This is a genomic window from Colwellia asteriadis (genome assembly GCF_039523295.1).
Classification (GTDB): domain Bacteria; phylum Pseudomonadota; class Gammaproteobacteria; order Enterobacterales; family Alteromonadaceae; genus Colwellia; species Colwellia asteriadis.
On record NZ_BAAAFA010000009.1, the window covers coordinates 146393 to 170185 of the forward strand.

The following is a 23793-nucleotide window of genomic DNA, read 5'->3' on the forward strand; positions in this document are numbered from 1 at the left end:
ATGGCTTACATTTCAAAACCTTTTAGCTTATCTCAAGTTACCATAGCATTAGCTATTGCTTTATCACCCGTGATGGCAAACGCTAACGATGCTCAAAACAGCAATACTCAAACGAGTACGGTAACTAGCCAAACAGCTAATACCGAAGAAAAAATTGACTTTGTTGAGCGCTTACAAATTATCGGTCACAACGACAAGCTTAGAACCGAGGCTGGCTCAGCTACTTTAATTGGCGAAGTTGAATTAGAAAAATTTAAGTTTGATGATATTAACCGCGTACTTTATAACGTACCGGGTATTAACATTCGTGAAGAAGACGGTTTTGGCTTACGCCCGAACATTGGCTTTCGTGGGGCGACACCGGAACGTAGTAAAAAAATCACAGTAATGGAAGACGGCATTCTCATTGGTCCTGCGCCGTATTCTGCGCCTGCGGCTTATTACTTCCCTATGATGAGCAAAATGACTTCACTAGAAGTATTTAAAGGCCCTGCAGCTATTAAATATGGTCCTAATACTGTTGCTGGTGCATTAAATATGAATACCAGAGCGGTACCTGATGCCCAAGAAGGTATGATTGATGTATCACTTGGCACAGATGCTTATTCGAAAGTTCATGGCTTTTACGGTAATACCTTTGGTAATTTAGGTGTTTTGATTGAAGGCATTAACATGCAGTCAGAGGGTTTTAAAACCCTTGATAGTGTTAACGATAATGGCAGTAGCGATACAGGCTTTGATAAAAACGACATCATGGCTAAATTTCGCTATGATTTAACCACAGGTGATATTGAACATACCTTTGGCTTAAAGTTGTCTTATGCTGACGAGTTATCTAATGAGAGCTATTTAGGCTTAACCGATGATGACTTTTATCAATCACCTAATCGCCGTTATAGTGCCAGCCAGTTAGACAAAATGGATTGGCAGCATCAGCAAATTCAGTTCACGCATTTCATGCAAACGCAAAGCTTTGATATAACCACTCATGTATATCGTAATGAATTTGAGCGTTCATGGTTTAAAATTAACGGCTTTAAGGGCGGTTTAATTAACAGCGACTTACAGGATATTTTAGCGAACCCTGACAGTGATGTTAATGCACGTTTTTATCAAATATTAACCGGTCAAGCTAATAGCTTAGCAGAGCACGAAAAAATTATTGTAGGTGATAACGCTCGTGAGTATTACTCACAAGGTATTCAAAGTGATATTTTCTTCGATGTTAACCTACTAGGTTTTACCCATAAATTTAATACGGGTATACGTTTTCATCAAGATCAAATTGAGCGTAATCATACTACCGATAGCTTTAATATGCGCTCAGCGCAGCTAGTCAGTGACGGAAGTGCGCAAGTAGCAACTACCACTAATCGTGAAAAAACTGATGCTATTTCTGTGTTCTTCAAAGATACTATTAATTATGAAGCACTTGCTGTCACCTTAGGTGTACGTGGTGAGTTTATTGACTCAACTTACCAAAACCGAAAAGTAGGTGAAGAAGATGATTGGCAGAAGAAAAGCTCAAGTATTTGGTTACCTAGCTTAAGTGCTTTTTATACTTTAAGTGATAGTGCTGGTTTACTTTTTGGTGTGCATCAAGGATTTGTGCCAACCAGCCCGAAAGAAGGTCCAGAAGTTGATATTGAAAAAAGTGTCAATTATGAATTTGGCGGTCGCTATAACAATGGTAATGCCAATGTTGAAGCAATATTTTTCTTCAACGATGTGAGTAATCTTAAAGAAAGCTGTTCTTTTTCTGCCGCATCATCTTGTGGTGATAGTTTAGATAAAGAGTTTAATGGTAGTGAAGTTGACGTGTACGGCTTAGAGTTTACCGCAGGGTATACTGCTGAGTTAACTAAGCAACTCGACTTACCATTATCTGTGGTTTATACCTACACCGACTCTGAGTTTAAAAACACCTTTAGCTCAGACTTCCCTATGTGGGGTGATATTGAAGCAGGTGACGCAGTACCTTATTTACCTGAAAACCAATTAACGATAAATATTGGTATTACCGCCGAGCAATGGGACATCAACTTAATAGCTCGATATGTTGATGATATGCTTGAAGCTTCGGGTGATGGCGTCACTTTATCAGGTATTAGCACAAAAGCTTATTCGGTAGTGGATTTATCAGCCAGTTATTACTTGGGTAATTACGGTAAAATTTATGTAAAAGCTGACAACCTTTTTGAAAGTGAAGAAATTATTAGTCGTCGCCCTTATGGTGCAAGACCTAGTAAACCACAACAGTTTTTTGTAGGTTATCAGTATAATTTTTAAGGGGTATAGCTCCAAATGTTATAGCCTTTAAGCTACTGACGTTACTATTAACGTCTAATGGTTTAAAATGAAAAATCGTTAATCGATGGTAATTCATTGGTTAACTCGCTAAAGCTAAATCAAACTGTGTTAACAATTTGATTTAGCTTTTTAATTTGAGTCTTTGCGGAGTACTAGTGTTCGATTTTCTTTCAGGGAATATTGTAGAGCTAAGCGACTATTTGTTTGACGCTAATAAACGTATTTACTTTGTTTATTTACTCTCGGCGATACTGTTAGCTGTTCCTGTTTTTATCAAAACATCAAGCCAATTTTCGGTAGTTGATTTTTGGTGTTTCTTGTTTCCTAAGTCGGTTTATACGCATCAGTCGGCTAAGCATGACTACGCGTTATTTTTTATTAATAAACTAATTAAATCAGCATTATTTCCTTTTGTTGTTTTTAGCATGGCACCTATTGCTATTGCGGTTTCTTCTGGCTTTGAAAGTGTCTTTGGGGTAAACCCGCCAATTGAATGGTCAAGTGCCAGCATCATTATCATATTTACTTTGTTGCTATTTGTTATTGATGATTTTACCCGATTTTTACTGCACTACCTTTTACATAAAGTACCTATGTTATGGGAGTTTCATAAAGTACATCACTCGGCTTTAGTGTTAACGCCTTTTACTATATACAGAAGTCACCCAATAGAGAGCCTACTGTATGCTTTTAGAATGGCAGTCACTCAAGGCTTTGTTGTTGGGCTTTGTTATTACCTCTTTGGGCCAACCTTAAAAATGTATGATATTTTAGGGGCGAATGCTTTTGTTTTTCTTTTTAATATTTTTGGCTCTAATTTACGTCATAGCCATATTTGGTTGAGCTGGGGAGATAAAATAGAAGGGTGGTTAATTAGCCCTGCACAGCATCAAATACACCATAGTGATAACCCAAAACATTTTGATCGTAATTTCGGCTCAGCGCTTGCTGTTTGGGATCGTCTTTTTTCTTGCCTTATTAAAGCGTCAGCCGTTGGTAAAATAACTTACGGCATTAGTGTGCACCATAAAGGGCATCATAGCTTAGTTCAAATTTACCTTGAACCTTTTAAGAAGTCTATTCAGGCTTTATTTTCTCGTCGACTATAATACAGGCTCTATGCTTTTGGTTAAATTCTCCATTTAACCTTTCAATATTTTCAGCTCGGCTATAATAAAACTAATCTGCTTAACTCAATGCACTTATTCGGTAAGGGTTTAGGTTATGACGCTTTATTGCTGTGCTATTAAAAGAATATGTAACTTTTATGCGATCCTTTTCTTATTTCCTTTATCTTCATACGCATTAGCTATTGATTTTGATGGTCATGAGAGTGAGCATCAACAAGACTTTTTATTTTTACTTGAAGAAGGTTATACCCAAGAAAAAGGGGAGTGGCAATTTGGACTTAGCTATCAAGACGTGAGTTATAGCGGTGAGCCAAACCAAAAAAAGGGGACTGATAATGTTTGGAAGCTTGGTGTTGAATATGGTTTTACCGACAGATTCCAGGTTGAGTTTTTTTTACCTTATCAAAAAAGTAGTTGCTACCAAGGCAATGTTAAAATAAACACCTCAACTGCTGGTAACCCTGAAATTGAACTTATTTACCAAGTTATTCAAGAAACCAGCGTTTTACCTGTTGTTAGTATCGGGGTCGGTGTTGAAATAGCAGCAAGTAGCGATAAAGCGCCAATACGCTCAGAAGAGTGGGGTTATGAAGGTTTTGTGAATGCTAGTAAGTACCTTGAGGCTTGGGGCTTTTTACATGCAAACCTTGCTTATGGGGTTGCCGATAAAGGTGATGAAACAGAATTAAGCTATGGCTTGGGGTTTGTTAGGCCGATTAACGATAATTTTTCAGCAATGATTGAGTATTTAGTTGAGCGCGAGCAGGAAGATGTATTACAAGGGAGTAATTCCGAAGTATTAGCGCAGTTCACTGTTGGCTTTAGTTATCAAAATAATCATGGTTTTATCGCGGGTTTAGCTTACGGTCAAAGTGATAATGATGAACGTTTAGAGCGCGCATTTACGGTTAAATTTCAATATGAGTTTTAAGGTTAACTTTGTTGATTAAGACTATTAAGACTATTAAGACTATAAAGCACCTAACGAAAAAGTGTACCACGGTAATAGAGAAGCATCGCTTTATCACTGAAGTTGTCTCTATTGTCTTTATTGCTGGTATTCTTTTTTGGTTTGCTCAAGCTTACGATGCTTTTGAGCAGTTAGTTGAATTGTCACGAAAATATGAAGAATGGGAGCTAGACGAGTTTTTTACATTGCTAATGATATCGGCAGTTGCACTCATTGCTATTATCACTCGAAACACTAGTTATTTACGTGCTGAGATGCAACGAAGAATGCTAGTAGAAGAAGAAATCAAGCGATTGGCTTTTTATGATGGCTTAACAGGCTTGCCTAATCGAGGTTTATGCTTAAATCGTTTAGAACATACGTTAGCCCATGCTACGCGTGGTAATACTATGGCCGTAGTGATGTTTATTGATCTTGATGACTTTAAAAAGGTCAATGATAGTTTAGGGCATGATGGTGGCGATGAGTTATTAAAGCAAGCCTCAGAGCGCTTATCTAATGAGTTGAGAACAGGTGATACTTTAGCGCGTATCGCCGGGGATGAGTTTGTTATTATTCTTGAGTCACTCTTTTCTATTAGCGATATAAGTGCTCTTGCAGAGCGGCTTATTGATAAAATATCGCAACCTTTTATTATTCAAAAACAAGAAGCTTATGTCGGTATTAGTGTTGGTATTGCTATTTTCCCTAATGATGGCGAAAGCTCCCAGCAGTTAATGAAAAATGCTGATACGGCGATGTACTATGCAAAGCACTCGGGTAAAAATACCTTTAAATTTTTTTCTGTTGCCTTAAATAAAGAATCTGAGCAAAAGCAAAAAATAGCGAGGCAGTTGCGTAAAGCAATAGCGCGTAATGAATTTACTTTATATTTTCAACCTGTGGTTAATGTGACAACAGGAGCTATTAAAGGGGCAGAAGCCTTGTTACGTTGGAATAGCTTTAAGTTAGGTAATATTGAGCCCAGTGTTTTTATCCCTATTGCGGAAGAAATAGGCATTATTACCAGCATTGGTGAATGGGTATTATTTGAAGTATGTAAACAAAATAAGCGCTGGCAAGACTTGGGGTATACCACTATTACAGTTTCGGTGAATATTTCCGCTAAGGAGTTAAGTTTACGCGGCTTTGCTAAGTTAGTTGAACGTACGTTAGCCGTAACTAACTTAGAGGCCAAGTATTTAGGGTTAGAGTTAACAGAGACTGCTATTAAGAAAGACCCAGAATTATCTATTCAGCAGCTTGAGTACTTGTCGGGATTAGGTGTTGTAATTGCGTTGGATGACTTTGGTAAAGGTTACTCTTCAATGAGTTATTTACGTAAATTACAATTAAGCCGTATTAAAATTGATAGAAGTTTTATTCAACATATTCCACATAACCGCGAAGATACTATCGTTACTAACGCTATTGTTACGTTAGCGAATAATTTAGGACTAAAAATTACCGCAGAAGGAATTGAAACTAAAGAGCAGTATGAATTTATTCGCACAACACTAACAGACTCGGCTCAAGGGTTTTACTTTAGTCGTGCAGTGAGTGCAGAAGAGTTTGCATTACTACTTCAAAAAGGTGTTTTACCGCCTAGTCACTAATACTTTTTAAGCAGATACTTTACCAATAAAGCAAATACCCCTTGTAAAAACATTCTAAAAGCGTAAAATACGCGAGCTTTTCTGTCGCTTGTTGGCAGGAAGTGTCTGGAAAATCCGTTTTAACACTTAACATAATAGAGGACGATATGGTTACCATTCGTTTAGCTCGTGGTGGCGCTAAAAAGCGTCCATTCTATCAGGTTGTTGTTGCAGATAGCCGTAACTCTCGCGATGGTCGTTTCATCGAGAAAGTTGGTTTCTTCAACCCTACAGCACAAGGTCAAGCTGAAAAATTACGCTTAGACTTAGACCGTGTCAACCATTGGGTTGGTCAAGGTGCTGCTGTATCTGATCGTGTGGCTAAGTTAATCAAAGACGCAAACGCTGCGGCTTAATTGCTTAGTAGGTAGTAGGAGTTAGTAGTGAGTAAAGAAAAAGAAATAACCTTAGGTAAAGTAGGCGCTGTTTATGGCATCAAAGGTTGGTTGAAAATTCATTCGTTCACTGATGATCCCGATGCCATACTTGACTATTTCCCTTGGTCATTAAAATTAGGGAATAACATACAAACAGTAAAAATTACTGATTGGCGCAAGCATAACAAAGGCCTAATAGTTAAAGTTCAGGGCATCGATGATCGCGACATAGCGCAAGCTTTAGTCGGTTCAGAGATCTTCATTAATGAACTCGCGTTACCTGAATTACCTGAGGGTGATTTTTATTGGCGTGATCTAATAGGTATGTCTGTGGTGACGAGTCAAGGTTACGACCTTGGTGTAGTAACCGAGATGATGGAAACTGGCGCTAACGATGTACTGGTTGTAAAAGCTAACTTAAATGACGGCTTTGGTCAAAAAGAGCGATTAATCCCGTATCTTTTAGAACAAGTTGTTCAGTCGGTTAGCGCTGAAAATAAACAAATTTGTGTTGACTGGGACCCAGGTTTCTAACTTGTGACTAGCACTAAACCTTGCACCACAGAGTGCAAAATACGGATTGGGGTGATAAGCCTTTTTCCTGAAATGTTTGATGCTATTACCGAGTATGGGGTGACAGGCCGAGCAATTCGTCGTGGTCTTATTGAGTTTCAGAAATGGAACCCTCGAGATTTTACCCATGATCGACATCGCACTGTTGATGATCGCCCTTACGGCGGTGGTCCAGGTATGTTGATGATGGTACAGCCACTTCGAGACGCTATTACTGCTGCGCGAACCGCGTTAGAGAGTGATGGTGGCAAGGCTAAAGTAATTTATTTGTCGCCGCAGGGACGAAAGTTGGACCAAGCGGGTGTGAGTGAATTAGCGCAACATGATCGACTGGTATTTATTGCTGGACGATATGAAGGCATAGACGAGCGACTTATCGCATCAGATATTGATGAAGAATGGTCGGTTGGCGATTACATTTTAAGTGGTGGTGAACTCCCTGCGATGAATGTAATAGATGCCGTAGCACGATTAGTGCCGGGCGTATTGGGGCATAGCGAATCAGCAGAGCAAGACTCTTTCTCTAATGGTTTACTTGATTGTCCTCATTACACTAGGCCAGAAGTACTAACAGCCTCTAACGGGGAAGAAATGTCAGTACCGAGTGTGCTATTAAGCGGAAATCACGAACATATACGCCTATGGCGCCAAGAGCAATCTTTGCGTAGAACATGGACCAGAAGACCAGAATTATTAACTAACCTAGCTCTGACAGCTGAGCAGGAAAAAACGCTCGCTTTAATTAAAAAGCAAGCCAAGTAACCACTTTGACTGTGCACACTAGGAAGAAGGTATTATGAGTAAAATTATTGAAATGCTCGAGCAAGAGCAAATGAAAAAAGACCTACCAGCATACGCTCCGGGCGACACTGTTGTAGTTCAAGTAAAAGTTACTGAAGGTGATAAATCACGTCTTCAAGCGTTTGAAGGTGTTGTTATTGCTGTTAAAAACCGCGGCTTACATTCTGCTTTCACTGTTCGTAAAATCTCGAACGGCGTTGGTGTAGAACGTGTATTCCAGACACATAGCCCAATTGTTGACTCAATTGAAGTTAAACGTCGTGGTGATGTTCGTCAAGCTAAACTTTACTACCTTCGTGAGCGTTCAGGTAAATCTGCACGTATCAAAGAGAAATTGGCTAAAAGATAGTAATATCTTTAAGGCGATTTTCTGTAAAGAAAGTTTGAAAAAAGGCTTGAGCAATTTATTGCTCAAGCCTTTTTGTTTTAAAGTACTTGATAATATGTATGTGCTTAACTATTTTAATGTGCGAGTAAATAGTTCAACGGCCATGCCATACACTCTTAAAGCTAATTGAGGGTCGTAACGTTCACCTTCATCGCGCATAAAAGCATGTGAGGCATTAAACTCATGCCAAGAAAATACATTACCTGAGGCGAGTAAATTTTGATGAATAGCCATACGCCCCTCATCAGGAATATGTGGGTCTTGCTTACCCCAAATCATCTGTAGCTCAGCTTTAATATCTTGAGTACGCGTGAATGAATCATTACCTTGTGCACATGGTAGCGTATTAGAATGAATATCGGTGGCGTATAAACAAGAAGCTGCAATAATGCCATTATTAAGTGCTGCGCGATAAGCTAAGTGACCGCCAATACACACTCCCATAGCGCCAACTTTATCACTGCAATAGTCTTGTGAGGCAGTAAAGTTAATCAGAGCTTGCGTATCGCTGTCGTGATCTTCTAAAGGTTTAGTCCACTTATCTTGGTTGCCTTTGTCTTTACCTTCATCATCATAACCCAATACAGTGCCAATAGGGTTAAGCTCATGAAAAACCTCAGGTACAAGTACGACAAAACCATGACCAGCCATTATTGCTGCGGTTCTGGCTATTGGGGCTGTTTGTTGAAATATTTCTGAATAAAAAATAATGCTAGGATAAACACCACTGGCTTGTGGACAATATACATAAGTACGCATAGTGCCTGTGGGTGTTTCAATATCTACACTTTCTTGTTGGATAATCATTGTGTAATGCTCTTCCTTCTATGTTTAATTAAGCTAGTTTACCTGCTGAAAAAGTATAAAAATAGCCTTTGATGATATTTGCACAAGGTGGCGCATCAATGTTGATCTTTGATGAGTATTTAACAATATTGTCATGGAATAATTATTTTTATAAGAACGAATAATAATTAATGACAGCGCTCACATAATCATATAATCTGCCGCGCAACTAGTATGGGTGGTTTATTTTTATACGATCATTCCAGCTTAGCTTTTTATCATGCTTGATTAGCTTGAATATAAGCTGACTAGTTAGCGCGTATTCGTATTAATTTAGTTATAAACTAAGCAATAAACTAAGTAATAAAGTAAGGAAGTTCAATGAGTAAACGAAAAAAACAACAAGCTAAAACTGAATTAACAGTAAAGGCTGAAAGCAAAAGCAGCAATGACTTAGGTCGAGGCGTGATCAAAGATAGCTTTTTAAAAGCATTAGTCACTTCTAAAGTGTATAAAATGCAAGTTGTAAAGGCGAAAAAAGGTAAAGGCGCATATCAACGTAAAGCTAAAAATTTAAGACGAGAGTCTTATTTAATGGTTGCTTAATAAGTTACCATTAAATAAGACTTTACTTAGCTTGCTGCGATTCAATTTTCTACCGCTAAATGTAATATTATCGCTTTAATGCTATAACCAATATTTTGGATAGTGTCGCAGTGGGTTACTTGATAAGTTGTTAACAACCAAGGCAATTAGTAGCAATATTACTGCGCCAATGGCAATAGGAGTTAAAACAAAGTAGTAGCCAGTACTATGTACCTCAGCACTTCCTATCACGGCAATTAACGCTGTTGCGCCGCCAGGTGGATGTAGTGTGCGGGTAAAGTGCATTGCTACAATAGATAATGACACCGCGAGTGCACCCAATAAAGTAATATCTAAGGCGAGGTACTTTTGTATCGTCACACCAATGAGCGCCGATATAATATGTCCTCCAAGCAGGTTTCTAGGTTGAGAAAACTCTGCCTGAGGCGCACCATAAATCAATACAGCAGATGCGCCAAATGAGCCCACCAAAAACATACTTTTTAAAAGATCAACTTCAGTGATTTGACTGATAATAGATACTAAGTAAATGCCAATAAAAGCACCTAACCAAGACCAAGCTATTTTTGAAAAAGGTTTGCGTGGTGGACTTTGCTCACCACCTCTTGTTCTAGAAATGATTGTTTTTAGCATGTTTTCGATATGACCGATTACTCTATAGAATGTTGATATTACCTACTTACTTTCTACCTAGAATGCGCAGAATACGTAAGAATAAGTTAATGATATCCATATACAATGCTGCTGCGCTATCTATAGCATTATCATAGGTTTTTGGGATCGCATTAGCACGAGCCCAATCATAACCAATATAACCACAAAAAATAAGTGCCACTATCCAGTCTAAAATACCGTGATGCGTCTTAAAAATAAATACTTCAATTAACTCAACAATAATGACACAAATGAGCGCTATGGTTAGGCCGCCAATTATTTTTTGGAAAAAAGCAGGGTACATAGAGCCTAATAGCATCATCACAAAAGTCACTGAACCAGTTACTCTGATCGCCTCTTGTACAATGGTTGGATCGTATTGGCTAACGACTAAATTAATAATTAAACCAAAAGGAACCACAACGAAGTTATAGCCAATAAAGCTGACAATAGGCTTGTCTGATTTACTAAAAAGGTAAATGCCAAAAAAGCATGAAGCGATATAACCAATGAAAAAGATGATAGGGTTAATACTGCCAATAGACTCAGCAGAAATATTAACCACCATTAAATAATTAACGGCAAAACCCCATAATAATGTTAAGCCAATGACTAAATTATATAATGAAGCACTAATTATTTTGTCGTTAGTTTCGGTTCTATTAAATACGCTAACTTCCACGGTATATCCTTATAAGTTGAAATAATAATTCGTTTGTTTAAACATACGGTTATTAACTGCCTTCTGGCACAATAACGGGTAAATCCATCGAGCCATAATCTACATTAAATTGGCTTAAAATACAGGTTAATTGACCTCTATGATGAGTTTGATGGTTAAAAATGTGTTGGGTAACATCAGCGACGACCTTAGTCATAGGTTGACCTTCTGTTGTTTGGTAATTAATTGATTGTCGGCACTCTTCATCGGTTAATTGTTGGCAATATTGTATGATAAGCCTATCTAATTGCTCTCTTAATTGGGCAATGTCAGCCAGATTATTATAATAAACATCTTGTGGTGATTTAGGTGTAGGGAACTTAGAAAAATCATCTATTGAAATATTAGCAATATTATTTTTGGCTAATCGGCCTAACAAAATTAAATCACCAAATAAGAGGTGGTTCCAGTAGCTAATTATCGTCGGGAAAAAACTGTTGGTATTAGCTGTTAGTTGCGCGTTTGAGAGTGTTAAGCAACAAGTTAATAATTGATTATTAATACGTTGATTATAGCGCGCTAGCATCTGAAAGTTCTTAACTAAACTCACAATCGTCCTTAATTTTTATCGAGATCACTTTATGTCGTGATTGTTTTAGATAGAGCTATTGGTATGATTTAAAAAACAGCGGGGAAACTTTATTTTCCCCGTTTATTTTTAAGTAGACTTAAAAAACACAGTGTTTAGTGAAGTCTTTTGCTTCAGTGGCAGTCCAGTCACCTTTATCTTTTTCTTTCATGCTAGTACACCATTCTTCACTACCTATTTTAGGTGCACAGCCAGTAATCATTGCGCCGATAAATAAAACACTAATAAGCTTTTTCATTGTTACTCCAAAGTTGATTGATAAAATAAAATAAACTAAATAATAACCGTAACTTAAGGGAGGAGCGAGTAAAATAAGGTGCAGATAGAAAAATATTGTGACTTATATTAAAAAACTACAAAAGAGTGCAAACAAGTTTGCGATACTTTTTTAACTAATGGAAACCAGTTTTTAATGAGCATATAATTTTAATTCCTGGTAAATTATTTTTAGCGCATTTTTTAATAAGGGGGCAGCAAGCTGTTATGACTATACAGCTGCTAATTTTCATCGGTAGTGACTTTTTGTGCAGTTAACCATGCTCTTGCTTTAGCTACATTACTAAACAATTTTGCCTTACTGTTAAATATATTCTCAATTACGTGAGCTTGTAAGCTATTACAAGCAACCACTGCAATTCGTTTACAGCCGTTATTTTCATACCAGTCATATATTAATTTGGCAGCAGCTATTGTCTCAGGTGAGCCTAGTACCTCACTATTCCATATTTCTAAACGATGCCAGTGAGCATGTTTTCTTGTTAATATAGCCTCTTGAAGCAACGGCGTGTAATAAGCGATAGCTTCTTCATTGAATGCCCCTTCAACAGAAGCGATGAATAAATCGTCCTCCCATAAAAAAGAAATATGTCCATGAGTATTCATATAAAATCCTTGTATTTAAACCCTAATCGAGAGTAGTGAATAGTTATTTTAGCTCATATCAAGGTATATTAATAAAGAGTATAACTACATTTGATATTACGCGGATACGGCGAATGGCCGAGCTAAAATCACTCCTTTAATAACAGCCACCTCTTTGCTCGCATTTATATACTTATATAAAAAAAGTACCCGATTAATGCTACGCTTGAAAACAATAACGTTTTAAAGGCAAACCAACTGTTACTTTTAAAGTTAACAATACTAAGTATTAAGGCTGACAAAGCTGAGCAGAACCAAATACACACAATGACAAAAGCAAAACCTAAATTAATAACATCACCTAAGCCGTAAGCATCCCCAGCAGATACAGGGATATGGTGATAAATTTGCGAATGATAAACAATAGCTGTAAAAGCTACCACATGAATGAAAGCGGTACTAAATGCTAACACCTTTTCAGTGGATGACTGTATTTTCGATATTTTGTCCATGAGATAAATAGCTAATTCTATAGTATAAATGTGTAGTACAAGCGCGTATTAATTGCAGAGACTATATTAAAAAAGTAGCAAAATCACAATGCGTGTGTCTTCTATCTGGTAGTTAATAAAATATTTTTAATATTAAGCAAGCTCTAGAATTTATTAGATTTCTTTGATTTAATAGCTTTTTATTTTAAAAGGACTTAATTTCAAAATGTCTCATGATGCGATCCCTGGTGTTGAATTTATCGATAATGCCAATCAAAGAACTCCTTGTGTATTAGTACTAGATGCTTCTGGTTCAATGGCTGGTGAGCCGTTAAAACAACTTAACCTTGGTCTTAAAGTTTTTGAAGAACAACTCAAGAGTGACCTTTCTGCTGCCTTAAAAGTGCAGGTATTAGTATTGGCTGTTGGTGGGCATGATGATGTTGAGGTGCTACAACCTTGGGTTGATGCCGTTGACTTTAACGCGCCAACTATTAAAGCTGGTGGCTTAACACCGTTAGGTGCTGGTATGGAAACTGCACTGCAAGAAGTACAGCAGCAAAAGTCAGTGTACGACGCTAATGGTATTTCAAGTACTCGCCCTTGGGTTATTTTATTATCTGATGGTTGCCCAACTGATCTTAACTGGGAACAATCTGCTAGCGCATGTCGTAAAGCGGAAACCGATAAAAAAGTAGTTATTTTTCCAATTGGTACTGAAGGTGCAAACTTTGAAGCGCTTGGTCAGTTTTCGAATAAATCTGCTAAAAAATTAAAAGGGCTCAATTTTACGGAGCTTTTTGTGTGGTTAAGCCGTTCAATGGCAACGGTATCTGCGAGTGTTCCGGGTCAAAAAGTACGCCTTCCTGCTGCCGATGAATGGGCTGAGGTTGAAATTTAATGGCTGGGCGCTTTCTTGGTAGCTCGGTTACAGGTACATCACATCTAGATAAAAATATTCCTTGCCAAGATGCTTGGCAAGTAACAGAAACCGCTACTGGTTTAGTAGCCTGTGTATCAGATGGCGCTGGCTCGGCGAAACACTCACATATTGGCTCGAGACTATTGGTTGATGAAGTATGTCAAGCACTTGATCAGCAAGTAGCTCTTGGCGAAAGCACAATAAAAAGTGTTACCGCTGCGATCCGTAATGTTAGAGAAACTGTTAGTCAGCAAGGAGAAATTGCTGACTACCACGCCACGTTATGCGGTGTAGTTACTGGCATTGAGGGTAGTGTGGTTTTTCATTTGGGCGATGGCGTTATTATTGGCGTTAACCCTGATGATTGGTCTGACTTTATTGTTAGCGAACCAGAAAATGGCGAGTTTGCTGAAACCACTTACTTTTTCACTTTACCTGATTGGCAGTCGCACTTGCGATTTATTTGTGCGCCTAAGCGCTATACATTGTGGTTTTTAATGTCTGATGGTGCGGCCAGTTTCGCAGCATTAACTAACCCTTATCGACCCACTGAAAATTTTTTGCTACCAATACACAATTATTTAAACAGTGTTGATAATGCTACAGGGCAACAGGCATTAGAGAATACCTTAAAAGATCCACGCACCAATAGTATTACGAGTGACGATAAAACCTTGGTTTGGTTATCAAGTGAAAATAGCTAAATGGGTCATGGTAAAGTGAGCAATAACGTAAAACTACTTTACCTTGATGGGAAGTCGGCGCAAGTACAGCATAAGCAAAAAGCTATTAGCAGCGGCGCTGATGGCACAATTTACGCTAGCGTTGACGGTAAATTAGCGTTAAAAATTTATCATGACCCAACTAAAGACATGCAGCGTCAAGACAAGTTATGGCAAATGTTGGCGCATGCACCAACAACGGCTGGGTTTTGTTGGCCTATTGCGGTAGTTAGCGACAAAAAAAATAACTTTATTGGTTATGCAATGCCACTACTTGATTTAAGTAGTTGTCATACCCTTGAAATGCTACTTTCTAAACGGTTACGAGAGTCGCTAGGTATTACAGAAAGTTATCAGTTTAGGGTAACTGTTGCGATTAACTTAGCGAGTAAAGTCGCAGAACTTCATCGTTTGGGCCATCATATTATTGATTTAAAACCCGCCAATTTATCGTTTGATCAACATACTGGCGAGGTAGTAATTCTAGATTGTGATGGCTTTTCTATTCAAGGTAAAAATAAGCGCTTTAAAGGGCATCAATATACCGCAGGTTATATTGCCCCCGAAGCATTTGGCGCAAAAATAACCCCTGAAAAACTCGGTATAGGGCAAGACTTATTTGCCTTAGCGGCAATACTATTTCAATTACTTAATAATGGCTTACACCCTTTTCAAGGCGTGTCGAGAAATGGCAAACTGTTACCAAGTGACAACCAAGCTAAAATTACCGCAGGTCTTTATGCTTATGCGAAAAAACCACACGCAAAAATAAAGCCTTCCCCGTGGAGTATACATACCGATTTTCCTGAGGCATTATCACAAGCCTTTACGCAAAGCTTAATTAGTAAACTGAGAACCAAAGCAAGTGTTTGGCAGCAGCTCCTTAGCGCACAGAGTTTGCAGTTAAAAGTATGTCAACAAGATGCAAACCATGCTTATTGGCAGAAAAATTGCCCGCATTGCCAATTACATCAAAGTAGGGCAAAAGTTCAGAAAAAAACGAAAGGTAATAATAATACATCAGCAAAACAGCCTTCAGGGCTAAATGCTCAACAGCAATCAGCAAATAATCAAACTCATCCTAGGACGGTGAATCCTAGCTCGGTTATTATGGCGATTATTGTTATTACGCTAGCCATTATTACGCTATATAGTTGTTCTGGCTCTGAATCAGTAATCAAGCAAAACAACTCGTCACAATCACCTACTAACTCTAATGCCGATGACACTGCTATCACCAATGACAGAGTTAAATTTACCTATAAAGCAGCGCCTGAACTAACCGTGGCTCATTCGTTATCTGGCAATGTTACTTATAAAAGTCGAGGAATAACCTCTCGCCGTGATTCTGAAATTTTAGCTGAAATACCTTTTTATCAGCTAAGTGCATTTGACTCTGCAGCCGATTTTCCGTTAATAAAGTACTCGCCCTTTGGTGCTATTTCTCCGAGTGTTTCGCCTGAAGTAAGTTTGAAAAAAATTGACTTTGAAATGACAGGATCAGAAGTGGCTAAGCTTGCCCATAGAACTGACAGACTTTATCGCTTGGATGATTGGCAATATGACCGCCATAATAACCATGCCTATGTTTATAATTGCAAGTACAGCCCTGGTGTTTGTACCCATGTTACGCAAATGAACTCAGGGAAAAAAGTCAGTTATAAATTTAACGACTTTAGCGCCGAAGATAGATTACCAGGTGAAAAGGTTAAAATGTCAGAGCATAGTTACCGACCTTGGCGCTTTAGCTTAACAGGTAATGGTAAGAAAATAGTGATGATGAGTAACTTTGAGCTACTTGTTTATGATGTTAACAATTCCAATAAGCCAATAATTAAACAAAAGCTCCCTGAAAAATGGGCAGACTGGAATATTACTCGTTTGTTAACGGTTAATAACGGGCAACGATTATTTATTTCTTTAGCGAAAAGTGAGAAATACGGCATAAACTACCAAGGTTTTGTGGTTGAGCTTTCGTTAATTGATGGCGTTTATCAAATCACTACTGATTTTTCTAGGTTAACGGGCGCTAATACTATGTCGGGTGTTGATGTTGCAACTAACCTTGCTGGTGATATTTTAGCAATAGGTGAATATGTTCATCCTGAAATAAACGGTACTAAGTATGAATTTTTCAGCAAGCCAATTGAAGTAGCGCTTGCTTACCCTGTAATTAGTTTGTGGCAGAAAACAGCTCAAGGTTGGCAGCCATTGCAGTCATTGGAGAATAAAACCCTGACAGTAACCCCTAATCAATATAACCCAGCAAAAGTGTTAGTGGAAGTACCAAGCAATATTAGTGACACCATAATGCATATGGCAGCGCTTTTGACAGTGCTTTCTGACTCTAAAATAGTGAGTGATTTAGGTGTGAATCGAGGGTTTATGTTCAACCAGCGAGGCAATGTTTTACTGACAGGGATAGATGCGAAAAGAAGGGGGAAGTTCACAGACAGTAAGGTTTCTATATATAAGTTAAACGCCGCACGTAATAGTCTATCGTTAACTGCCGAGTTGGAAGAAACCTATACTTCTACGAACAGTTCACAAAAGACGTTAGGCTTAAAAGAGTTTACCTATTTAAGTGCTGCGTTATCTAATGATGGTACGCAAGTTGCTTTTGGTTGGTTTGTATTTGCTGACGCTAAATCAGATGACTGGAAGAAAACGCTAGCGACTCAACAGTATCAGCTCGATCTTTTTAATGTTAATACCAAACCGGTTCATTAATTACCGTTAAGTGACAATTCATTAGCCCGAATTAATTAACTGATAAGGCTAAAAATTATTTACGTGGCGTTATTTAAATAATGATAGACCATTGTATAAAGAACGCCTCAGCTATATGGGGGAGCGACATAGGTTATGTTTGGAGCGTATAACATGCACCTAAATCATTTTTATCAGCTACTGAAATCAAGCACTTTGAATGGTAACGGATATGAGTTATTTAATTATCTTGCTACTTAGTACTTCTCTCTAATCGAGATCAAAAACCACTGACCACAATTAAGATGAAAGCGAGGGAAAAATATAAATAACTTTCTCTTGATATTTTATGATTTGACTCAAGCCAGTGCTTGAGTGGCATTGATAATAAACTTGGTGAAGCAAGAAACCCGCGTAACATAGCTAAAATACCAATAGCGCCAGCTACAGCTCCAAAATCAATAACATTGGTTTTATAGGTGTTAATAGCTAAGGTGAACATAACCAAAGCCATAAAGCCTTTAATTAACAGTGCACTGCGTTGTATTTTTGTGTTTTTTCTTTCCATGAATTTGTTCTTATTGGTTAGCACTAATTTATTTAGTGTTTGCTCTTAAATAAGGCTGTTGACGGTATTTGTTATAAGCATATTTAAGTTACTCCTTATGAGTTACTCTTTATAAATTGCGCATTAATTGGTTTTTAGGCGTTTATTTCAAAGCTGTAATCTGCTTGACCACTTTCACCAGACTTAAAGCTACCCGTACCTACTATACCAACTAATTCATTGGTGCCAGAGTTAGGCACAATAGTGAAGTTACTACTGGCAACGCCAGCTTCAAACTTACCCTCATGCTTAATAATAAAGCTGCCTGATTTGCCATTAATTGTACCCGTTAATGTTTCTAAGCCAACAAACATTGCAGCGCCACTAGTTGAATATGCCATTAAATATTGTAGCTCACTTGCGCCTTCAATATCACCCGAATAAATTTGAGTAACTTTAGCGAGAACTTGCTTTGAACCATCGTCGTTTTGATTGTATGGGCTTTCATCCCAAGCTGTGATTTGAAAGGTACCGTTTAATTGAATTGACATAATATCTCCTGGTTATAATGACTAGCCTTCCTGAACCCTCAAGTGGAATGGGTATATGAACAGGCAAGTTTTAGTAGCAAATGTTCGTTGGTTTGAGTGCGTAGTAAAGAATACGTAGTAAAATTAACCTAACAAAAGGTGGTCGTCCAGCTTTAATCGAAGCGCTTAACTTCGTAGCCAAGCCCTTGAGTGGTTGTTAAGTCAAGGGTAATTGTTTTATCACCAGTACCGTGCTGATTACATTTTGCTCGAACTACTAATTTTTTAATGTCTGAAGGAATATAAATATCACAAAGGCGTCTGGTAAAGGGCTGCTCGTTTACATGAGGGTGAGTTAATGGTCGCTCCCATAACTGCTTACCCTCTATATCTAAAATTTCCCAACCATTGGCGTAATGTTTCCAGCCTTCATCATTATGCTTAACCGAGGTGTTAAAGCACCAACTACCATCGAATTGCTGAGCAGCTGAAACAAAAGTAACTTGAGCCTTATTAAATACTTGAGCACCGTTAGAATTGCCAGCTAAATTGCTTTCTAAAGCGAAAGAGAAAGTTGAAGAGGTTAATAGCGATATAACCAGTAATATTTTCATAATGTTCTATCCATGATGCTCTTATTCATACGAAGTCTGATTAGGTAAAAAGTAATAGTTTATTTAAGCGTACTTCTTCAGTGGAGGGAGTACCTACAAGTTTTTTGTCATAAACATACTATACGGATCTTCTTTATAATTACCAAATGGCTCACACTCTTTAAAACCAAAGTGTTGATAAAGTTACTGTGCAGATAAAAAAGCATCCATAGTGCCTGTTTCTAGGCTTAGTTTTTTATACGAACGAAGGTTCGCTTGCTTGATAATATGCGTTAATAGCTTACTGGCAATGCTCTGACGCAAAAAATTAGTTGATGTGCGCATTGACTTTATTTCGCCATGCTCATTCTCTAGCGTTTTTAACGCGCCAACCCCAGCTAACTGCTGATTTCCCCAAAACTCCAAAAAGTGATACCGGGCGACTCTAAAGCACTTAAATCTAATGCATGAACACTTTCTGGCGGTGAATGACACAGCATATCTTCATGATGCTCTTTGAGCATTGCAATAACGTCTTTATTGCTTAATTCACCAATACGAATTTCCATGTAGTACCTAAGTTAATTATTGATTAAATGTTTAACTAACGTCATGTTAAGAGGCAAGAGTTATTGATTAAAGTTATCGACTGACGAGTAAAAAGCCAACGGTTACTTCTACTTAAGTGACTTTAGGGAGTTGTTTAATCTTCTTTTGAGCAGAAAACTTCATCAAGTCGGTATACTTTATTCTCTTTTATAGCTGACAAGCTAACCGATACCATTTTCTTAGCAACCTCATCACCTGATATGGGTCGGTATTTTTTCAAAAATGATAATTTACAAACTATGGGAAGAAACCAGTTTGAAAGTGTTTCACCTAAACGAAAAGACTCGCGTTCTCCTTTTAGAAGAGAGGGCTGTAATATGGTGATTTGTTTGAAATTCAACCTTAAAACTTTTTGTTCTAATTCACCTTTCATTTTTAAGTATGGGCTTTTACTTTTTTCGTTGGCAGCATAGGAGGAGACTAAAATATAATGGGCTACGTTATTTTCTGACGATATTTTTGCAGCTGTATATTGGTATTCTAAGTCAACTTTTCTTTGTTTTTGAACCGTTCCAGCTTGCTTAACCGTTGTTCCTAAACATGAAAAAAGTACATCTCCTTTAAAAATATGACCATATTCCTCAATATTTTCAAAGTTAATAACTTCATTAATGACTTTTGGGGATGCATATTCAACAGTTCGCCTTGTAACAGCAACAATTTTTACAACGCTGTCTTCTTTGGCTAGTCTATCAACAAGCTTTCGACCTATTAAACCTGTTGCTCCCAAAACTATTGCTACCTTCATAAACTCACTTTTATGTTATGTGCTAGTTGAATTACGGGTAAAGAATGAAATGTACACCTCTGAAGCGCTAATAGCTGTTAATTGTATACCAATAAAGTAGCTAAAAGGGATGGCTGATTGCGCATCTATTCCTATAGGATAAACGCCTAAACGAATGGCAGCCATAAAAACAATAATTGCAGATACCCCTCTAAGAAAAGCTACCTTACAATTTTTATAATTACTTTTTGTTGCTAAGTAATACACAACTAAATATGGAGTACATAAGAGGAGTAAGGCTAGGGCATTCATATGCCAATGGGTAACACATACAGCTAAAGCGGATATAAATGCTGCTAGTTTAATAACATTGTGAACTTCAAACTTGAACACGGCAACTCCTTTGCACTGGTATATAACGCTTCGTTAACAGCCAACTTTTTGGAGTCCGCTTAAGAAAACGGCATGGCTTCACTCTGATTTATCTGCAATTTTTTGTAGGTTACCGTGTATTTTAAATAACACAATCATAAGTTCACACCAAACTCTTGCACCAATAGCTCCACCTATTATAAATAAGAATCCTGTTATAAATGTTAAAAATGAAATCCCATCATAACCACTAAACATAGTTGTGATACCGCTAATAACGACACCTAACAACATTAACCAATAAATAAATGTAATGATCTTAGGTGTCAGCATTGAGTCAAAGAAAAATATACTTCTCATGGGTAAATCCTTTTTATTATTAAATAACTCCATTTAAATGTACGCTAGACTAATGGAGTTATTAAAAGTCTAAGGCCCCGTTAAGGGGCAAATTGTAGTTGTCTAAAATAAGAGACTAAGGAGAAAAGCCAACAGTCTTATCCTTTAGAGAGTTTATTATGCGTAAACTTATACCAATCGGATTAATTAATCCGATTGGTATTATTCACCTCCACCTGAGCCGCCATCCGAAAAACCACCACTTCCATCGTCACCAGAACTATAAAAAAGGGAACCGATGAAACCAAAAGTAGTTGCCGCAGCTATGGTATTACTCATATCTTCTCTATTTGCATTCGAGGAAATATTAGAGGTGAATGTATATTCATCACAATACATTAAATAGGCGTACTGTATATGTCGTTTATTAAAACCTAACTCATCGATTGTTTTGTCAACTTGAGCTTGAGTATATACAGGGGAACCACCATATCTCTTTGCAAGTGCTGGTCGTAGTTTATATTTGTACTTTCGAATTGCTGAATTCTTCCCGAACATTGAAATTCCTTCACGCAAACTATTTTAATTAATTTAAACAACTAGTTATATTTATTTTGATTTGCGATTTTGTTTAGCTTTGGCTTTATAATAGCTAATGATTTTTTGGCCATCTTCATCAGAAAGTGTATTTAATGGTATTTTTCTGGTGTATGTTTTATCTTCCTCAGTTATCTTGATAGTCAATACTTTCCCATTAACATCCGCACTTTCGATACTGGAATTTAAAATGAACCAACGAGGTCGAGCAATTGCTAACTTTACTTCTGAATAGTTCGAGTAGGATCTAAAAACTTCAATGCTACCATTCATTGAAAAAATAATTATGACCATTATGCCTATCCAAATGACGTTTGGAGCAAAAAGTAGACCTATCCCAACAACAGCAATCCCACCGATGATATGAGGTAGCAATTTGTCGATTGCAGGCTTAATTACTGTCTTTGGACTTTCTATTACTGTATCCGTCATTTTCTAATTTCCTTATAAAGTTAAGTTTATTTTGTTTATCCATTGCCTCTCTTATTGAGTAAATACCTAAAAAGCCAATGGGTAAAAAAACAACAAGTCCGAACATAGCCATATAACCAAAAAATTTTATATTAGTGAACTTGTAAACAAGGCCGAACAAAGATAATACTAAAGCTGGAATAAATAAGTAATTTAACTCACTATAAGAATTATCTTGAGACAATAATACCATACATATTACATTGATAATTAACGTTAATTTATAAATCCACATAGCAAAACTTCCTTGTATCTACTTAGAATGTAAAAATATAACGCCTTGTTAACAGGCAAAAATCTGTTGGCTTAAATAAATGAGGAACGAGCAAAAACCAACTGTTATTTGTTCTGCTTAAGTGACTCGTTAACTTACAAACTCTCTAGAAATACTACCCAAGTAAAAAATAGCAAACCAAGCCAACCAATGAAGAAAGCATAATCATCTTTCATACCTGAACCGTATGGTGAACTAGACTCACTCAGGCAGTAACCTGCAGGTTTAGAATAAATTATCCCAGCTAAACATAAGCCGGGAAATAGATAATAACTAAACCAGTCTTCTAAATAAGTTGTATTTTCATACTCACCCATAACGACGTATTCATGTCCATTTATTAAAAGATGAATACAATATAAAAATATAATAAAAATAGCGATGTATTTAGCTACACGCCACTTTTTAAGATTATCAGAAAGCGATAAATCAAACTCCTTATGTGAGTAAAAATCTATTGCTACAAGGGGAATGAATAATAAGAAAAAACCTATTAGAGTTGCCAATATTCGAATACTTCCTTGTAAGCTAATGCCTTGCTAAGAGGCTGATAATAGTTGGATGGCCAACTATTATGATTCCGTTTAAGTAATTTGTTAGTGGTATTACGTTGTCACCTCCAATTACTATCTAGCCAATTAAACATAATTAAACTGTAATTGACTGATAATAACAACTCTTTTGATTCCGAAGATAAGTCTCCCCTTAACCAAATTTTAGGTTTTCCGACAAAAGATAAAGCCGCAACCTGTTTTGTATTTTGATAATATTCAAGTCCTGATTTTAATGAAAGCCATGGTGGAGAATTTCTCCGCTCTACTATGTCTCCATCTTTCACTAAACTTATAACTTTTGACACATCTTTGACTTCATAAAATAGATCATCACTTTTCAATTGTACTTTAAGCTTATTTTTACTATAGGATGTTAACGTAAGCTCCCACAGCTTGTTATTGTGTGTAATAGCACAAATCAAATAAGTTTTAAGTCTTGTACCATAGCTAGAATTTGAGCTCCCCTTTGAATTTTCATTATCTTTAGCTACCGTTTCTTTAGCTAAAGATTGTGAAAATATTTCACATTTAGATGTGGAGATTAATGAATCACCTTTCACAAGATTAAAAGAAAAGATTTGTGTATCATCAACTTCAAACTCTTCGGTTATAAAAGAAAGAGCATCATCAAAAAGAATATAATTGATAAAGCTACTGTCTTTCTTTCTGTCTACTAACGTCCTGTCCGAGTTCCTCCAAGAGGTTTTAGAGTTTTCAGTAGAATATTGATCTAAATTTTTATCATAAATTGTATCTGGAGTTTTCCAGTTAGGATTTTCTAAAGTTATAACTTTAGAATTCACCTCAAACTCGTTTGAAAGGGGAATGGTTTGATCTACTGTTGATGCACAGGAGGTTAACACCGATAATATTACGGTAATTTTAAGTGAAATCTGGATCATTAGTTACTCTGAAGTTGAATTGTGGAATCACCAC

The 23793-nt window shown here is 37.2% G+C and carries 30 protein-coding genes and 1 pseudogene; 12 read left to right on the top strand and 19 right to left on the bottom strand.

All coding sequences use genetic code 11. From position 1 onward, the window contains the following. The 8 genes from ABD005_RS13635 (at nucleotide 1) to rplS (ending at nucleotide 8144) form a co-directional block, all read left to right on the top strand. Nucleotides 1-2289 carry a TonB-dependent receptor family protein gene (locus ABD005_RS13635; RefSeq protein ID WP_343818066.1) on the top strand — a complete coding sequence of 763 codons (2289 nt, stop codon included), beginning with the start codon at nucleotides 1-3 and terminating at the stop codon, nucleotides 2287-2289. 176 nt (nucleotides 2290-2465) lie between these two features. After that, nucleotides 2466-3419: a sterol desaturase family protein gene (locus tag ABD005_RS13640; protein WP_343818068.1), complete on the top strand. Its 954-nt coding sequence runs from the start codon at nucleotides 2466-2468 to the stop codon at nucleotides 3417-3419. A 115-nt stretch (nucleotides 3420-3534) separates the two neighbouring features. Beyond that, the gene (locus ABD005_RS13645) at nucleotides 3535-4371 is read left to right on the top strand and encodes an outer membrane beta-barrel protein (RefSeq protein WP_343818070.1); all 837 of its coding nucleotides are present in this window, start codon (nucleotides 3535-3537) and stop codon (nucleotides 4369-4371) included. An 8-nt stretch (nucleotides 4372-4379) separates the two neighbouring features. After that, a complete protein-coding gene (locus tag ABD005_RS13650) occupies nucleotides 4380-6005 on the top strand; it encodes a putative bifunctional diguanylate cyclase/phosphodiesterase (protein WP_343818072.1) in 1626 nt (541 codons plus the stop codon). A gap of 146 nt (nucleotides 6006-6151) precedes the next feature. Next, nucleotides 6152-6400 (top strand): 30S ribosomal protein S16, encoded by a 249-nt coding sequence (gene rpsP / locus ABD005_RS13655; protein ID WP_215981353.1) that lies wholly within the window; start codon nucleotides 6152-6154, stop codon nucleotides 6398-6400. A 27-nt stretch (nucleotides 6401-6427) separates the two neighbouring features. Beyond that, nucleotides 6428-6955, top strand: coding sequence for a ribosome maturation factor RimM (gene rimM, locus ABD005_RS13660; RefSeq protein WP_215981352.1), 528 nt, complete (start codon nucleotides 6428-6430; stop codon nucleotides 6953-6955). 39 nt (nucleotides 6956-6994) lie between these two features. Further along, on the top strand, nucleotides 6995-7756 hold the full coding sequence (gene trmD, locus ABD005_RS13665; RefSeq protein ID WP_215981366.1) for a tRNA (guanosine(37)-N1)-methyltransferase TrmD: 762 nt from the start codon (nucleotides 6995-6997) through the stop codon (nucleotides 7754-7756). 34 nt (nucleotides 7757-7790) lie between these two features. Continuing rightward, nucleotides 7791-8144, top strand: a complete 354-nt coding sequence (gene rplS / locus ABD005_RS13670; protein ID WP_215981351.1) for a 50S ribosomal protein L19 — start codon at nucleotides 7791-7793, stop codon at nucleotides 8142-8144. Nucleotides 8145-8252: 108 nt separating this feature from the next. On the opposite strand, the gene ABD005_RS13675 is transcribed toward rplS, so the two are convergent. After that, the gene (locus tag ABD005_RS13675; RefSeq protein WP_343818074.1) at nucleotides 8253-8990 is read right to left on the bottom strand and encodes a dienelactone hydrolase family protein; all 738 of its coding nucleotides are present in this window, start codon (nucleotides 8988-8990) and stop codon (nucleotides 8253-8255) included. A 360-nt stretch (nucleotides 8991-9350) separates the two neighbouring features. Between ABD005_RS13675 and arfA the strand changes: the two genes are divergently transcribed. Further along, nucleotides 9351-9575: an alternative ribosome rescue factor ArfA gene (arfA, locus tag ABD005_RS13680; protein ID WP_343818076.1), complete on the top strand. Its 225-nt coding sequence runs from the start codon at nucleotides 9351-9353 to the stop codon at nucleotides 9573-9575. A gap of 81 nt (nucleotides 9576-9656) precedes the next feature. On the opposite strand, the gene ABD005_RS13685 is transcribed toward arfA, so the two are convergent. The 6 genes from ABD005_RS13685 to ABD005_RS13710 form a co-directional block, all read right to left on the bottom strand. Next, nucleotides 9657-10208 (bottom strand): HPP family protein, encoded by a 552-nt coding sequence (locus ABD005_RS13685; RefSeq protein ID WP_343818078.1) that lies wholly within the window; start codon nucleotides 10206-10208, stop codon nucleotides 9657-9659. 46 nt (nucleotides 10209-10254) lie between these two features. Next, nucleotides 10255-10911, bottom strand: a complete 657-nt coding sequence (locus ABD005_RS13690) for a Bax inhibitor-1 family protein (protein ID WP_215981347.1) — start codon at nucleotides 10909-10911, stop codon at nucleotides 10255-10257. 52 nt (nucleotides 10912-10963) lie between these two features. Next, nucleotides 10964-11500: a DinB family protein gene (locus ABD005_RS13695; protein WP_343818080.1), complete on the bottom strand. Its 537-nt coding sequence runs from the start codon at nucleotides 11498-11500 to the stop codon at nucleotides 10964-10966. 118 nt (nucleotides 11501-11618) lie between these two features. Further along, complete coding sequence (locus ABD005_RS13700) at nucleotides 11619-11777, bottom strand: DUF3012 domain-containing protein (protein WP_215981345.1); 159 nt, start codon at nucleotides 11775-11777, stop codon at nucleotides 11619-11621. 260 nt (nucleotides 11778-12037) lie between these two features. Continuing rightward, nucleotides 12038-12421, bottom strand: coding sequence for an STAS/SEC14 domain-containing protein (locus ABD005_RS13705; RefSeq protein WP_343818083.1), 384 nt, complete (start codon nucleotides 12419-12421; stop codon nucleotides 12038-12040). A gap of 164 nt (nucleotides 12422-12585) precedes the next feature. Next, entirely contained in the window at nucleotides 12586-12912 is a 327-nt protein-coding gene (locus ABD005_RS13710) for a hypothetical protein (RefSeq protein ID WP_343818085.1), read from the bottom strand. Nucleotides 12913-13117: 205 nt separating this feature from the next. On the opposite strand from ABD005_RS13710, the gene ABD005_RS13715 reads away from it, so the two are divergent. From ABD005_RS13715 to ABD005_RS13725, 3 genes are read left to right on the top strand one after another with little or no spacing between them, the layout of a single operon-like run. Then, nucleotides 13118-13792 (top strand): vWA domain-containing protein, encoded by a 675-nt coding sequence (locus tag ABD005_RS13715; RefSeq protein ID WP_343818087.1) that lies wholly within the window; start codon nucleotides 13118-13120, stop codon nucleotides 13790-13792. Beyond that, entirely contained in the window at nucleotides 13792-14517 is a 726-nt protein-coding gene (locus tag ABD005_RS13720; protein ID WP_343818089.1) for a PP2C family serine/threonine-protein phosphatase, read from the top strand. The genes ABD005_RS13715 and ABD005_RS13720 overlap by 1 nt, the downstream gene beginning before the upstream one ends. Nucleotides 14518-14532: 15 nt before the next feature. Beyond that, nucleotides 14533-17265 (top strand): hypothetical protein, encoded by a 2733-nt coding sequence (locus ABD005_RS13725; protein WP_343818090.1) that lies wholly within the window; start codon nucleotides 14533-14535, stop codon nucleotides 17263-17265. Nucleotides 17266-17524: 259 nt separating this feature from the next. Here ABD005_RS13725 and ABD005_RS13730 read toward each other — a convergent pair whose 3' ends face one another. The 12 genes and pseudogenes from ABD005_RS13730 to ABD005_RS13785 all read right to left on the bottom strand — a co-directional run bounded on the left by ABD005_RS13730 (nucleotide 17525) and on the right by ABD005_RS13785 (nucleotide 23759). Then, nucleotides 17525-17812: a hypothetical protein gene (locus tag ABD005_RS13730; RefSeq protein ID WP_343818092.1), complete on the bottom strand. Its 288-nt coding sequence runs from the start codon at nucleotides 17810-17812 to the stop codon at nucleotides 17525-17527. A 134-nt stretch (nucleotides 17813-17946) separates the two neighbouring features. Further along, the gene (locus tag ABD005_RS13735; RefSeq protein WP_343818094.1) at nucleotides 17947-18342 is read right to left on the bottom strand and encodes a DUF3224 domain-containing protein; all 396 of its coding nucleotides are present in this window, start codon (nucleotides 18340-18342) and stop codon (nucleotides 17947-17949) included. Between the two features lie 152 nt (nucleotides 18343-18494). After that, nucleotides 18495-18935: a hypothetical protein gene (locus ABD005_RS13740; RefSeq protein ID WP_343818096.1), complete on the bottom strand. Its 441-nt coding sequence runs from the start codon at nucleotides 18933-18935 to the stop codon at nucleotides 18495-18497. A gap of 93 nt (nucleotides 18936-19028) precedes the next feature. Then, nucleotides 19029-19483 (bottom strand): annotated as a pseudogene (locus ABD005_RS13745) (GNAT family N-acetyltransferase). 134 nt (nucleotides 19484-19617) lie between these two features. Then, a complete protein-coding gene (locus ABD005_RS13750) occupies nucleotides 19618-20271 on the bottom strand; it encodes an NAD(P)H-binding protein (RefSeq protein ID WP_343818098.1) in 654 nt (217 codons plus the stop codon). Nucleotides 20272-20286: 15 nt separating this feature from the next. Continuing rightward, nucleotides 20287-20643: a hypothetical protein gene (locus ABD005_RS13755; protein ID WP_343818100.1), complete on the bottom strand. Its 357-nt coding sequence runs from the start codon at nucleotides 20641-20643 to the stop codon at nucleotides 20287-20289. Nucleotides 20644-20721: 78 nt separating this feature from the next. After that, a complete protein-coding gene (locus ABD005_RS13760) occupies nucleotides 20722-20982 on the bottom strand; it encodes a DUF4282 domain-containing protein (protein WP_343818102.1) in 261 nt (86 codons plus the stop codon). Nucleotides 20983-21183: 201 nt separating this feature from the next. After that, nucleotides 21184-21519 carry a DUF6559 family protein gene (locus tag ABD005_RS13765; protein WP_343818105.1) on the bottom strand — a complete coding sequence of 112 codons (336 nt, stop codon included), beginning with the start codon at nucleotides 21517-21519 and terminating at the stop codon, nucleotides 21184-21186. A gap of 51 nt (nucleotides 21520-21570) precedes the next feature. Continuing rightward, nucleotides 21571-21990, bottom strand: coding sequence for a hypothetical protein (locus ABD005_RS13770; protein WP_343818108.1), 420 nt, complete (start codon nucleotides 21988-21990; stop codon nucleotides 21571-21573). Further along, on the bottom strand, nucleotides 21950-22264 hold the full coding sequence (locus ABD005_RS13775; protein ID WP_343818110.1) for a hypothetical protein: 315 nt from the start codon (nucleotides 22262-22264) through the stop codon (nucleotides 21950-21952). The genes ABD005_RS13770 and ABD005_RS13775 overlap by 41 nt, the downstream gene beginning before the upstream one ends. A gap of 134 nt (nucleotides 22265-22398) precedes the next feature. Further along, nucleotides 22399-22809, bottom strand: a complete 411-nt coding sequence (locus ABD005_RS13780; protein WP_343818113.1) for a hypothetical protein — start codon at nucleotides 22807-22809, stop codon at nucleotides 22399-22401. 107 nt (nucleotides 22810-22916) lie between these two features. Then, the gene (locus ABD005_RS13785; RefSeq protein ID WP_343818115.1) at nucleotides 22917-23759 is read right to left on the bottom strand and encodes a hypothetical protein; all 843 of its coding nucleotides are present in this window, start codon (nucleotides 23757-23759) and stop codon (nucleotides 22917-22919) included. Between the last annotated feature and the right edge of the window lie 34 nt (nucleotides 23760-23793).